At 64.1% G+C, this 13,727-nt stretch carries 6 protein-coding genes; all 6 read right to left on the bottom strand.

Features of this window, described 5'->3' with window-relative positions; all coding sequences use genetic code 11:
• Positions 1 to 43: 43 nt before the first annotated feature.
• The 6 genes from DXZ73_RS00390 to DXZ73_RS00365 all read right to left on the bottom strand — a co-directional run bounded on the left by DXZ73_RS00390 (position 44) and on the right by DXZ73_RS00365 (position 13,685).
• Positions 44 to 3,580, bottom strand: coding sequence for a hypothetical protein (locus DXZ73_RS00390; protein ID WP_116209064.1), 3,537 nt, complete (start codon positions 3,578 to 3,580; stop codon positions 44 to 46).
• Positions 3,581 to 3,597: 17 nt separating this feature from the next.
• Entirely contained in the window at positions 3,598 to 6,123 is a 2,526-nt protein-coding gene (locus DXZ73_RS00385; protein ID WP_116209063.1) for a cellulose binding domain-containing protein, read from the bottom strand.
• A gap of 32 nt (positions 6,124 to 6,155) precedes the next feature.
• The gene (locus tag DXZ73_RS00380; protein ID WP_162889904.1) at positions 6,156 to 8,852 is read right to left on the bottom strand and encodes a DUF6603 domain-containing protein; all 2,697 of its coding nucleotides are present in this window, start codon (positions 8,850 to 8,852) and stop codon (positions 6,156 to 6,158) included.
• Positions 8,853 to 8,934: 82 nt separating this feature from the next.
• Positions 8,935 to 9,246 carry a transposase family protein gene (locus tag DXZ73_RS40395; protein WP_425315897.1) on the bottom strand — a complete coding sequence of 104 codons (312 nt, stop codon included), beginning with the start codon at positions 9,244 to 9,246 and terminating at the stop codon, positions 8,935 to 8,937.
• Positions 9,247 to 9,662: 416 nt separating this feature from the next.
• A complete protein-coding gene (locus DXZ73_RS00370) occupies positions 9,663 to 11,597 on the bottom strand; it encodes a M91 family zinc metallopeptidase (RefSeq protein ID WP_162889903.1) in 1,935 nt (644 codons plus the stop codon).
• A 309-nt stretch (positions 11,598 to 11,906) separates the two neighbouring features.
• A complete protein-coding gene (locus DXZ73_RS00365) occupies positions 11,907 to 13,685 on the bottom strand; it encodes a hypothetical protein (protein ID WP_116209058.1) in 1,779 nt (592 codons plus the stop codon).
• Positions 13,686 to 13,727 lie beyond the last annotated feature (42 nt).

Genomic DNA, 13,727 nt, shown 5'->3' with positions numbered 1-13,727 from the left:
TTGGGCTCTCCGTATTCAGAGTGGCGCGGGGGCGCAGAGGTGGTCATGGGGTGTTGCCGGGTTCGCCGGGTGAGGCAGGGGTGAGTTTAAGGAGCCCGTTGCGTACAGCGGGCGGGGTGTCGCTGGCCCGGGGCTGTGTGTCGGCGGGTACCAGAGGCAGAGTGACGGCTGTGCCGTCAGGGGAGTGTTCGGTCCAGTTCCAGGTGCCGACGCGTAGTGATGGGCGCGGGGCTGCCAGGACGGTGTCCGGTGCCTGGCCGTGTCCGTTGTCAGTGGTGCGGGTGACTGTGAGGAGGGGACCGGCGCGGAAGAACACCTCAAGGGTGTTGAGCGGGTGCTGAGTGAAGCGGGCGGGCAGGCTCAGGCTGGCTGTGGGGACGATGCCGGTGGTTGCGTGGGCTTGTGCGGACGGGTCGAGGAGCAAGGTGAGGTAGAGAGCCTCAGGGTCGGCCAAGTTTCTGGTATGGGGATGGTGGTGGGCTTTGAGACGGGGGTAGTTGCTGGGGGTGATGGCTTTGAGGAATGCACTGTCGTCTTCTGTGGGGTGGACGGTGAAAATGGGGCCGTGTGTGTCGTGCTGGTATGCCAGCAGGCCGTCGCCGAGCCGGTCGTACTCGCCGAGCTGTACTGGCCATTCGTAGTTGGGGAATTCGGGTGCTGGGCGGTCAAGTACGTGCTGCCAGGTGGGGTCGGTGATGGGGCGCGAGTCGAGTTCGAGGGACAGTCGGCTGCGGACGAGGGCCAGTGGCCGCCCTGCGAGAACAGCGGGTGTGGTGTCGGCATGGGCGGTACCGGGGTGGATGCTGTTGAGTGTGTTGTCGATGGAGCGGAGTACCGCAGCGAGTGCAGCTGTGCCCCCGGTGCGGATGGGGTTGAGGAAACGGTGCAGGTGGGGCATCTGCTCTGACAGGCTTTCGAAGGTTCCGGCGGGAGACCCGGGCAGTGGGTACCAGGTCACGTCGGTGGTACCGGCCGTGTTGGTGACGGGGCGGAGTTCTCCTAGCGCTCTGCCGTCGGGTGTGTAGCAGGCGAGGGCTTGGTCGATATGGTTGGGTTGCAGCCATCCGCAGACTGGGTTGGCCCGGGGGTCGTGGTCTACCCGGATGCCGTCGTTGGTTGTGTCGACGAGGTCGAAGCACAGGCGTGCGCCTTGGACGAGGCGGGGCCGCAGATGCACTCCGCGTTTGTCGAGTCCAGTCACCTCGTCCTTGCTGGGGGTGGTGTCGGATGTTCTCTCCGGCGCCCACTGTTTTTCCTGGTTCTGTTCGATGATGACGTGGGCGCGCCCGAAGCGGTCGACGATCTTGAGCTCGGTGAACTCGAACTGCCCGGCTCGGATCTGCTGGAAGGGCGAAGAAGGATAGTTTTTGAACGGCTGGGGAAGCGGGCCGGGGTCGGGTGCGCTGCGCCAGCCTGGTCCGACGAGGTCGCGCAGTTCGCCGTCTGGTTGTACGTTTCGGGACTGGTCGTGGCAGGCGAGCTGGGCGGTGAAGCCCCCCAGGGACTGGGCGAGCAGGTCCCATTCCCTGGTGGAGTCGGCGAATTTTTCCAGGCGGTCGCGGACGTTGCTGTCGGGGTGGTGTTTGGCGTGCTGGCGGATGCGGGCTGCCATGTTGAACGCGGTGTGGGCGCTGAGCATGGAGCGGCCGTTGAGTGTGATGTGGATCTGGGGCTTTTCATCGCCTTCCTGTGATTTCCACTCGTAGCGTTTGCCGTTGAAGGCCCAGTTCGGTTTGCCGTTGCTCGCTGTGTGGGGGATCGGGTAATACCGCACCTGCCATTCCAGATACAGCGGCTGCCAGGGCTGGGTCCAGGGGCACAGGACGAAAGCCGGCGGAGGGATGGCCCCGTCGGGCAGTTCCGCCTTGTCCGTGTTGCCTGTCGTGTACCAGGCTGATTCGTGTGCTAATGCGCGTACGGGTGCGGGGACGTTGGCGAGCAGGCCGTCGATGGTGGCTTTGTGCTCGTCGCCTGGTCTCGGTGGGGCAATTGCTTCGACGGGGCGGCATGGCACGGTGGTGGCGGTGTCCATCGGTTCGTGCATGCCGGCGCCGCAGATGAGAACGACAGGGTCTTGCGGGGTATGGAACGGGGCCGCCGGGGCACGCCTGAGAAGCAGCCCTCCGGGAGCGGGGGGGTCGTTGGTGACAAGGGTCAGGCCAAGGCCGATCAGCCGTTCGACACGCTCCTGGACACGGAAGGCCAGGCTGTCTGCGCGGGCACTGCGAGCTTGGCCGTTGACAGAAACAGGCTCGCCGATCCTCTCGATCTCCTCGCGGACGCGCTGGGCGAGACTGCCGTCGGCCTTCGGATCGATTTTGCGGGCAAACACGCCGTAGTCCAGGTCACGGGGTAGGACGGGCAGACTGTGCAGCCACCAGGCATCGTAGAGCTGGCGGCGCAGGTCATGGAGTTCCCTCACCGCTGTGTCATAGGCGGCCTGGGCATCGTTTAGTTCAGCCAGGGCAGTACGCTGCTTTTCGTTGACCGCTGGGATGCTGTCGGCGGCCTTGGCAGCGTCAGTGATCTGCCACAGGAATCCGCCGGGCGCGTGAGTGAACCATTGCTTCTGTATCTGCTGCTCCAAGTCCAGCATGCCGTCAGGCTGGGAGATTTTGTCGAGCATCCCGTACTGGAGGGCTTCCAGCAGAGCGGATGAGGAGGCCAGTACGGAATCGGGTGAACTGTTGGACTCGACCATCGCGACCAGCGCATCCAGTGAACTGTTGCCCACGGCGACGCGAGTTTCCAGGGAGGTGCTTCCGGGCAGCTTGTCGGGGTGCCAGTCCACCAGACAGGTCATGCCCGCGTAATAGGAACGCTGGGCTGTGCCCTGGCCAGGCCGGACCTGCTCCCAGTGGAAGTCAGTGAGTATCCGGCTGAGGCCCTCCGCACTGTTAGCCGCGGCGAGCGGGTCGCAGCCAGGGGCCGAGTACCAGCCGACGACCAGGTAGCTGAATTTTTCGTCAGTATGCCTGTGGTCGTCGAGTGGGTCATGGAAGGAGAAGACGTTCTCGTTATAGGGCTGGTACTGGCTGAAGGCCGGGATGCCAGGTCCGTGCGCGGTCAGGAACGTACCGGGCTCGGGTTTCCATGCTTCGGCAGGCGGATCGGGCTCGGCCCAGGGCTGGTCGGTGGTTTCCACCTCGCGGCCGATACAGGTGATCCGGCGGACCCCGTCGCGGTCGGTGTACAGGAAAGGGGAGGTTCCGGTGATGCGGTCGAGATGGTCGCTTTCAACGACCCACATCTTGATATCGCTGCAGCGGCGGACGATCAGCCAGCGATTGGGGACCACGGGGAAGGAAGTGGTGTCCTTGTCCGCGTCGTGGGTGCCGCGGCGCAGTGCGTCGGGGATCTCCCATTGCAGGTACACGCCTTGGCGGCTGACGTCGGAGCTCATGCCGAGATCGAGGTCGCCGAAGGGGTCAGGTTCAGGGTTCAGGTGCAGGTTAAGGCGGTGGAAGTTGAGCTGCCAGCGCTGGAAGTTCCAGTGTGTCTGGACAGCTTCGTTGACGATCAGGGCTGAGAGCTTGACAGGGACGACAAGGCCGTCCTGGAGTGTGCTGGGCTGGTCCATGGCGAGTCCTCCAGTGGTCAGGGGCGTTGCAGGGTGATTTTTTCCGATGATTTGATCATCTGGAGGGCGAACTCGGAGGGCGTGAGGGAGTTGCTCCCGCCGGGCCTGAGTGCTCGGGCGATGGATTCCGCGAGGTCTGCAGCGCGGAGGGTTTCGATGCCGTCGGCAGACCGGCGGAGGAAGTCCTTCACCTCCATGGGTGCGAGCGTTGTTTCCTGGTCGCCAGCGTTGTCGGGGCTGACACTGCGTAATTCGATGGTGTTCTCAGTGGTGACGCCGAAGTGCAGTCCCTGGTGGGGCTCGGCCAGTTCGATGGTTTGAGGGACGCCGTCGAAAAGGACCAGGAGTGTGTCCTGGTCCAGGCGTTCATAGCGCAATGCCTTCAGCTGGTTGCTGTCCTGGTCGGTGGCTGTGACGGTCAGAGCGGGCCAGCCGCGTACCAGGGCGGAGCGGATGAGGATCCCGGCGGCGGGCGCCGAGGGCTCCTGAGGGGAGACCAGTTCGGAGAGGATTTTGTCAACCGGACCTTGTTCGCTGCGGTTTCTTCCGATGCTCAGGGCGCCGTCCCGCAGCACTCGCTGCCACGTCTCGTCGATGTGGAAGAAGCGCAGGCTTTCGTCCGGAAGCATGGTCGGGTCGGGGACGAGATGGGCGAACGGCACCGGCGTCAGCAGGGCCAGGCTGTTCAGCCACGGCAGGATGTGCGCGGCGGGCTGACCGAGCGTGGTCTTGGGGTCATGTGCTTCTTCGGCCAGGATGCTGTGGTGGTCCAGGACCGGCGGGGATTGACGCAGGGCTCCGCTGCTGGGCGGCGGGTGCTCGGAACCGGCACCAGGGGTGGGGGTGAAAAGCTGGCACAGTTCACCCTCGAGCCCCTCCTGGAGGAGGCTGTCCAGCATCGCGAGAGGGTCAGGTGTCCCGCCGGTGGACGGACTTTCGGCCCTGGTGGTGAGCCTGCTGCGGGCCAGGATGCCTGCAGCAGTGCCATTGACCTTGAAGCTAGCGGGGAAGGGCTCCATGTCGCCTTGGATCATTACGCTCACCCAACGGTTTTCACCCGCTGGGATCGGCGGCCAGTCCTTCGAAACCGTGCCGGTGACGTGGTTCCCATTCTGTTCAACCAAGATGTGCGTGCCATTACGAGCTGTCTGCCCCGGTGACAGGTCGAATTCCAGCGTCGTCACCTTCAAAGGGCTGGCAGTGTGGTTGTGGATGGCGAGTTTGACGGTGCCGCCGTCGTACCACCGCTCGTGAATGGTCGGCTCTACGAAGACCGTATATGCCGGTTTTACAGGTCTCATCAGGACTGGATACCTGGCGTGTTGGGCCATGAGCGCGAGGCGTTCGGCGGCAGTACGGCGGAACGCTGCCAGCTGGGTGGTGAAGTGCGGATCGGCCAGGGCCAGAGCGCGGCCGAGGCTGAAGGCGTTGGCGTAGCTGACGTCGAACACCCCGCTGTCCTTGACATAGATGAGGGCTTGCGAGGGGTGGGTGCACACCTTCGGCACAGGAGCGCTGACTGACGGGACGGGGATCAGCGGCCCGCGGTACCAGGCGAAGGTGCATGGCCCGGGGGCAGTGTGGTGGGCAAGCGGTAAGTAGCCATCACGCAGCCGTGCAACGGAGGGAGTGTCGTCCTCGGCGGGCAGGGGGCGGCGCAGTACCCCTGTGCGTCCGTCTTTATCCGGCTCGGGATGAGCGAGGTGTTCTGCCAGGGGGCCGAAGCCTCCGGTTTCGTCGGGGTGGGAGGTGAAGGCCCACGAAGCCAGGGAGAACATGCGCACCGGCCGGTCGGGGGTGGTTCCCAGGACGGTGTGGTGGCCTTCGAGGGATACCAGGTGTGCGGTGTAGGTGCCTGGGCTTTTGGCAGGGAAACGGTTGGCGATGATCACCGAGTACGGTTCCTCGCCTGGGGAAGGAGGAGAGTCCTGGGCAGGAGTGTCGTCGCGAGTGGCATCGGTGCCGCCGGAGCGGACGTGGGCCAGCAGGTTCAGATCCGCACGGGCGGGCAGCAGGGCTGCCGCCAGGGCGGGGGACAGGTCCACAGTGGTGCACGCCCCGGCTTCCTCCTGCGCGGTGAATTCAGCCTTCTCCAGGGCAGGGAGGCGAACGCTGGGATCGTCGGCAAGGGCCTCACGGACGGTCCAGGTCCGGGGCACGACCTTATCAGCGGGGGTCAGCACGAGTAACGCGAGCCACGCGGGCCCGTCGGTATCGGTGCTTCCCGGGGCCAGAGAGCGCTCCCATGGGAGCAGGGCGCGACTGAGGGCGATGTGCGGCAGGACTGAGTGGAAGGCCCCGTTCATCCCCGGTGGGGGATAGAGGGCGTGGACGCAACTGGCGTCCAGGTGGAACTGAGGGGCGCGGACCACGAAGTCATGTGTGGTTGGTTGGAGGTATTCGGTGCCGTCGACAAAGGTATTGAGATTGTCGATCTCCTGGGTAACGGTGAGGGTGTAGGTGCCGGCCCCTACTGCGGGTCGGAGGTCGTCGGTGAATTTCACCGTCTGCGAGGTCGGGCCGGGGGCGGGAGTACGGGGCATGAGGTCACCTCGGGGACATGCGAAAGAAGGGATCAGGAGGTTGCAACGAGGGGCTCATCGGCGAACAGGCGACCGGCCTGGTCAGCGAAGGGCGTCAGATCACCGTTCGAGTCCGGACCGAGGGGCATTCCCCATGCCCTCAGCCGCTCGAACAGGTCGGTACGGCTCCGGACAATATCTGCATCCATCACCTTGCTGCTGATCAGCTTGACCACACCATCCTTCCGTTCGGAGGAAAGAACTGCGGAACGGTCGTCGGCAGTACCCAGCGGGTTTATCCCATGGGTAAGTGCCGTGCTTGCCAGCTTGGCAGCCTTCACACACAGGGAGGTGCCGGGGACAGGCCCGGGCGCGGTGATACGGACGCCGGTGATCTGCCCGGCAACCAGCTGCTTGTCGGCAGACAGTACGTATGCCGTGTCGTCGGTGTACTGCCCCCACAGAGCACTTGGCACCAGGGCACGCTGGGCGCTGACGGTCCACTCGTGGCCGCGAGGGTCAAATGGGGTTCGTTCGCCGTTGTCGCCGTGTTTCACGAGAGCGATGCAGTGCCGCGATATGAGGCCCTGCCCGGCGTCGTGCATCGGCCGGATGTTCACCCGGGCCGGCTTGGGGTCCTGGAGCTCCTCTGCCAGGGGCTTTCCCCCGATGACCAGCTCGGAGGCCGGGACTGCGGTACGGGTCTCCAAGGTGAATCCGTGGCTGGAGAAGACCCAGAAGCCTGGCGCAGGGGCGGATGAACCAGCCGGGGTAGGAGGAGGAGGCATGAGGCCGTTAACCGGGAGGATCTGCAGGATCTGCTCCCGCTTGGGGAGGAGCGTGGTGAACTCTTCCCAGTCCAGTTTCGGGTCGGGTGCGGTGGCGGGTTCGCCGAAGCTGATGGTGATACCGATGCCGAGGACGTGGACGGTGACTTTGCCGCCGGTGGGTGGTCCCCATAGGTGCATGTCGGCGCCGACTTCGACGGTCCAGGTGCCGAAGATGTGGGTGTTGAGGGAGGCGCCGAGGGAGATGCCGGCGGTGAAGTCGAAGTGGAAGGGCTTCCACTGGATGAGGGCGTCGATGTGGGCGGTGAGCCAGGCGCGTACGTTTCCGGAGTGGTAGCGGATGTCCAGGCTGCTGCCGACCATGAATGCGGAGGGGGTCAGCGCGAGGTAGGAGCCGCCTTTGATGCTGACGGTGTCGCTGACGTCCCAGTTGATGCCGAGGCGGGGTGGGTTGGGGTAGTGGGAAGGGGGTTTGAACTGGGGGTGGTAGCCGCCGAGGCTGAGGACGAAGTCGCCGGGGTGTTCGCTGCCGTCGAACCAGCAGTGAAGGGCGAATCCGCCGGTGAGGTGGCAGGCGGGGTCGAGGAGGAATGACCGGGGGGTGAGCAGCGCGTCGACGGCCAGCATCGCTTTTTTGGTGCTGTAGACCGCTTCCAGTTCGAGTTCGATGTTGGCGTACTTGGGGGTTGTGACTCCGGATTCTTCGGGCGGGAAGGAAGCGTCAGCCAGGCCGAGGAGGCTGATGGTGAAACCGGAACCGAACTCTGCTGTGAGGAGCGCGCGGGCGTTGATGAGTTCGAAAAGTTTGAACGTCAGGCCTGCAGCGATCCAGATCTCGCCGTCGGCTGGTGTGACCCAGGCGTTGGTGCCGGTGGTGAGGCTGCCGAGTGTGGTGAGCAGTTCCTTCTTCTGGTCTTTGGCGCTTGTGGCGGCGGGGGTGGGGCCGCTGGAGGGCTTGCTGGAGAGGCCGGTGAGCAGGGGGAAACCGGATACTTCTTCCAGGGTGGGGATACGCAGGCTGCTGTTGTAGCCGAAGCCGCCCATCAGCCCGGTGACGATGAATGGCGGGGGTCCGCCGATCTCGGCGCCGACCTCGCCGAACAGGAACAGTGACGGGCGGCCTCCGGGCTTGTGAAGGTAGGCGCCGACAGCGCCGAAAGAGTACTTCGATGCCTTGACCATGAGCAGTCCGGAGATGTCCAGGTCGTAGCCTTCGGGCGGTATGCCCTTGAGGAATGCTCCGGCGATCTCCAGGGAAGGCGTGGAGTAGTCGATGCTCAGGCCGGACAGCCTTCCGTCGATATCAAGATCGCCCTTGAAAAGCTTGTCCAGCCGTACGCCGAGGCCGAGGCCGTCGACGCCGATGGCCAGTGGCCCGGCCTTCATGGTCGCGTCCGTCAGGACGGAAAGCTCCTGGTCGTGGTACCCGACACCGATCCGGCGCACTGTCAGCGGACCGAGTGTCTTGTTGACGTTCAGCCATGCTGCAGCCGGCGCCGCAGGAATGGGATCAGGGGCAGTCGGGGCACTGCGCCGGATCTGTGCCCTCATCGGAGGAGAGGGTATGTCAGCCTGGTCTTTGCTGCGGCCGGAGTCACCGAGGCGCAAACGGAAGGTGTGTGCCAGCTGGGGCGACACCGTGCAGGTCGTCTCGAGGGTAACCCCTTTGCCTACCTTGCCTGGCAGTAGTGGGGACGGCCGGTCTGGTCCGAGCGATTCCAGTAGCTGGTTGACCGCCTCGGCTTTCTCTGGTGGCAGGTCCTTGGAAGAGGCGATGAACCGCAGTCCAGAGAACTTGACATCTTCCGTCTCTGGGATCTCGTCACCGACGAGAGGAAGCTGGCGGAGTCCGAACTGGGCGCTGTGCTCGACCATGAGTACGTAGGTGTGGCCAGCGGGTTTCTTGGCGTCCTTGTCGTCGGTAGCGGTAAGCGGTGCGACGGGACGAGATGTCGGGTCCATGGAAATTCCTCGATCGGGGGAGAAGGAGTGATGTGGGGTTCCCTCTCGGGAGTGGGGCGCCGGAAGTCTTTTCACGTGTAGATCAGAGGGCGGGGATTGCTGCGGCGAATGACGTGAGCCTGTTCGGGCTGGTGCGGGCGCGGCGGAAGATCCCCCACTGCTTGATCCGGGAGATGGTCTGTTCGACGGATACCCGCAGGGCGGCGTGGACTTTGTTCGGCTTCTTCTGTTTGCCGGGCAGTTCGGTGTTCAGCCGGCGCTTGATCGGGGTGATGACGGTGCCGCTGGTGCCGGTGTAGTCCTTGTCGGCGAGAACCTCGAGGTCCGGCTGTGCGCAGGCCTCGACGATGCAGCGCTCACGGGCGGCCCGGACGTTGTGGGTGTATCCGAACAGGGCAGACGAGAGCCACAGAAACTTCGTTCGTCCGCTGTGATGACCTGCAGGTTCACGCCCTTGCAGCGGACCTTGCCGGAGAAACGGCCCTCGGCCTGGACCCGGTCGGTCTCTGTGACGGTGCCGTCTAACAGGACGTATCCGTCCGCGTGGTGACTGGCGAATGCTTCCATCAACAACGGCGCGAACGCGGCGAGCTGCTCGATCGTGTCATTCACGTAACGCCAGGCGGTGGCCATGTCCGATCGACACCCGGCGGCGAGTTGCCAGGCTGCAAGCCCCCGGCGAACGGGCCTTGCCCGGCTGAAGTCCTGACACATGCTCCGCCGGGCCCGGATGCTCCACCAACTGCATCAGCCGCATCGTCGCCACGATCTACACCGTCCTGACCAGCGACGGTTGAGGATGAAAGAGGTTCACTCGTCATCAACGAACCCGTGCAGGCTCCGGTCCCAGCCGGGCTGCGGCTGGGCAAGGCGCGCGGTGCACCAGGTGTTGGCGACTTCCCAGGGGACGATGATCTCGTCGCCTTCCTCTCCTTCAGCTGCGGCCATCGCGAGAATGATGCTCCGGGTACCCAGGGCATCCATGAGTCGTTGCTGCCCGGGGATCCCATAGTGCCGCTTGAGGGATTCGGCCTTCTGCGCTCCGGTCTTTTCACCGAGCGTAAAGAAGCTATCTGGTACGTAATGGAGCTCGAGCTTGGGAGCATCTTGACCGAGATGGATCTCCAGCAGCTGACAGGTCTTTGTCTCGGCCGGATCATCGGCGACCATATATCCGATACTGACGGCCCGTGTGCTGCCGATGTACATGGCTGCCCAGTCCTTGTTACCCTGTGAACTGTTATCGCTGCTTGAGTGGATCCTCTCCAGCATGCTGTCGGTTACGGCCTTCCGTCCGCCGAGAAAGCCGATCCGCCCAGGGAGGAGTGAGCTCACTGTGATCTCAGGGACTGTCATGCCCTGCCCTGGCCGTGGATTCGGTTCGGTGTCCGTGGAGACCATGGAATTCCCGACATCCTGCAGAGTCCCACGAGCTTCGTTCAGCAATGCGGCTGGAAGGGCCTCCTGTGGCACACAGTGGCCCATGGATTCCTCGTGACTTGTGCAGAGCACCTGCCGGACCACACCTGGTCCGACGGGGGCAGGGTTCTGGAGATCTGCGATATAGCGCTCGATTTCCGCCGCCGTCGTGGCATCCCCTGCCTCCTTCAATCCTTCCGCTAGTTGCGCGAGGTGATGTGCGTGTAGCGCCTGGTCAGGTACTGCGGATCTCGGCACTGTTGCGAACACGAGGCGGAGCCAGCCGGTCAGAGTGTCGTACGCGACTCTGGTCCTCAGATTCAACTCGCTGGCGATGCGGACCTCCGTGATACCACGGATGCGCAGGCGGGCATCTTTGATGGCATAGGCCAGGGAGACGGCGGCATCGATCTCGGCCGCATGCCTACCGGCCGCACGCCGGGCCGCCGCGGCAACATTGCCCAGCGCTACTTCGTCTGAGGCCAATTCACGGCGGGAGGGTTTGAGTACGATCTTCCCGTTCTTCTTCTCTGCTCCGTCGATCCATGCAAGTGCGACCTGATTGCCGTGTGTTCTGTACTCCTCATACGTGATCCCGTAGAGAAGTTCAATGCTGCCGTCCGGAGATTCGGCTACCGGTACGGGTTGTTCCTGCTTCCATGCCTGCTTGCGGAAATAAGCACGGTGGCTCTCATACTGGGCGATCGCGTTCTCCAGCTTCTTCCGCATCTCGGGAGTGACTTTTGCGTTCCTTAAAAATTTTTCGCGGTCTTGCTCGGTGCCCTTGGCCAAGCGCTTGACTATCCCGATGGGGGTCTTGGGATCCTTGACTGTGAGCGCGTGTGTTGCGTAGTCGTCTTCCTCTCCGGGTAAAGCTTTCATGTCTCCCAGACGTTGCTTGCCAGCTTCCTCCTCCAGAGTTCCCGAGAGAGCATGCGCAGCATGTATGAGCTCGTGCGCGAGGGTTAGTTCAGGGGGCAGTGCCACATCGTCGAAGAGCGTGAATTTCCTCGGATCCACGATGACCATGGAGAAAGCGCCCCTGCCGTCGCTTCTCGCGTCCTCGTCCCACGAGTGCTGCCCGGCCTTGCCCGTGGTGGACTGGACAATGAGAACATTCGTTGGCACGGATCTGCCGCGGCTGTCCCGCGCGTCCGGGCTTCTGGTGTTCATTCCGTGCATGGGGTGCGGGGGCCCGAATCCCCCGTCATCATCCGGAATCGGTCGTGCCTGGCCGAAGAACTCGAGCAGGCTTCTGCCCGACCGGCTCTGCTCGATCCGCCCCAGCAGGTCGTTGATTTCCTCGAGGAACTGCGCTTCGGGCAACGGCGGCCGGGCCGGTGAGCGTTTGCTCGGAGCATTCAATGGATGGCCCCACCGTTGCTCTGCAGTAACCGCGATACCAGGTCTTAGCTCTCGGGCGCTGATGGTCTCGCCGCCTGCCCAGGCGATGCTGACGGACCGGCCCCTTGGGCGCGGTGGACGTGCTCGTTCCACAAGGCGTTGTGCGCGGTTTGCGATGAGTTCGAAGAAGGACGCGGGGCGTTCAGCGGGCATGACGCGGATCCGTTTCGCTAGGTACCCGTGCGGTGACGGACAGGCGGGTAAAGGGCGGTGAATGGGGCAGGGAAAGGTTCAGAGCGCGGCAACCGCGGCCCGTGTGTGGCCGGTGCGGGTAAGCAGGCTGAGCATGCGACCACCGTTGCCTGGTGCGGTCCGCAGGGCGAGCTCGTTGATGTGCGCGTCGGGAAGATCGCCGACCATTACGCCGAAGGGCGAGAAGATTTCGGAGAGTGCCACGCCTCGCTCTCCGGTCCACGAGGCACTGAAGTGAGGATCTGCAGTACCGGTGGCGAGCTCTGCCAGGAAGTACGCCTGCTCAGGAGCGGCGTCCTTGGCCGGCAGATCGACGGACAGCGCCGCGGACACTTCAGTGTCCAGCGCAGCGCCGACGGCTTTGCCCTTGGTCAGGGACGCGTCCATGGAAGCGTCGACCTGCAGCGTACTGCTGAGCGGCAGGCTGCCGGTGACTCCGATGTCGAAGCGGGGACCGCTGGTGTCAAAGGACAGGAGCAGGTTCTCAACGATGAGATCCCGCACTGCGGCTGGGAGTCCGCTGCCATGGGTCTTGCGCAACCAGGCGTCCAGTGCCGTGAGGCTGATGTCACGTGCTCGGCCACTGACATGCCAGCCCTGTGCGTTGCCTCCGGCGTCCAGCCAGGCTTGGGACGAGCCGATCTCCAGCGTGCCGAGCAGGCCCGCTGTTGGGACCTGGCCACGTCCCCCGCTCAAAGTGAGAATGAGCCCGCGCAACGTGATGGGGTCGACGATGGTCCAGTCCGCCTTCAGTCCACACATGAGGACGTAGGTGCGCTGTCTGATATCGCAGCGCGCGTAGACGAAGTCCGGTGGCTCAAGGCCCTCTCCCAGGCCCGTTCCCGAGAGGTGGCGGGCAAGGAACTGATGATCGGGCACAGTCCCGAGTGTGGCCGTGAGGACCAGGTCCGGCACGCTGATCGTGGCCGCCATGTCGATGCCCATAGCGGTGAGGCGAGCCGTCAGTTCCGTACGGATCGCCCGACGGGCACTGTCGGCTCCTGGCTGGGTGCTCTTCTGGGGCGGTGGGCCGATGTGGAATTCGGCATGCAGGTCACGCAGCGTCAGATGGCCCGGGACAATGGGCCATCCGCTGGCTATGCCGACATCGACCCAGGCGCTGGTCACAGTGTGTGTTTTCGGCTGGTAGACCAACTGCAGCCCGTGGAGGGTGAGCGTGACAGCAGTGTGGGGCACTTGAGGCGGCAGGGCGAGATCGGTTGCCGTGAGATCTCGTGGAAGGCCTGGTGTTTGAGCGAGGGCTGCCAGGTCTGTCAGCGGCAGGCCTTCGCCGAACGCCCCGTTGATGATGTAGTCGCCCTCAGGCTCGCGCTGTGAAACCAGCGCAGTGAACCGCTGATCGGTCCCCGATGAACCGGCTCGCGAGAACGATACGGCCGCTTCGGCCAGGCTCACCGTCTTCCCGGACTTATCGGGCAGTAGGGACAGCACGAGATGCGGGGCAGTGAATCCGAGAAGCCGCAGGCCGCTCAGATCCACGTGCAGGAAGTCCGCGGCTACAGTCCATTGCGGAAGATCGACCGTGATGACGAGACCGGTAACGACGTCGTTTTCGGGGTCCCGGGCGAACTCCACCACCGCGGAGAGCTCCGAGGAGCTGACAGCGGGCAAGGAGAGAGTCCCCTGGAGTGTCAGGCTTTCAGAGTCGAATACTGGCTTGGCCAGCCGTAGTTCACCGCCGAGGAACCGGGCGAAGAATCGATCCTGAGTTTCGATGGCCAGCTGTTCCGCCGACAGGGTAAACGGGTCTTGTCCTTGAGAAGCGAGCCTGCGTAAAGCAGCTACTGAAAGTGTCATATCTCTCTCCGCTACTGGACGTCTCTCATCCTGTTCACCTTA

The organism is Streptoverticillium olivoreticuli subsp. olivoreticuli, from assembly GCF_003391135.1.
In the GTDB taxonomy this organism is placed as follows: domain Bacteria; phylum Actinomycetota; class Actinomycetes; order Streptomycetales; family Streptomycetaceae; genus Streptomyces; species Streptomyces blastmyceticus.
This window is presented reverse-complemented; position numbering and strand designations above follow the sequence as displayed.

What these genes read in the sequence shown, in the direction of transcription:
- DXZ73_RS00365 (WP_116209058.1), bottom strand. Translation starts at nt 13,685, where the DNA reads ATGACACTTTCAGTAGCTGCTTTACGCAGGCTCGCTTCTCAAGGACAA.
- DXZ73_RS00380 (WP_162889904.1), bottom strand. Translation starts at nt 8,852, where the DNA reads ATGGACCCGACATCTCGTCCCGTCGCACCGCTTACCGCTACCGACGAC.
- DXZ73_RS00385 (WP_116209063.1), bottom strand. Translation starts at nt 6,123, where the DNA reads ATGCCCCGTACTCCCGCCCCCGGCCCGACCTCGCAGACGGTGAAATTC.
- DXZ73_RS00390 (WP_116209064.1), bottom strand. Translation starts at nt 3,580, where the DNA reads ATGGACCAGCCCAGCACACTCCAGGACGGCCTTGTCGTCCCTGTCAAG.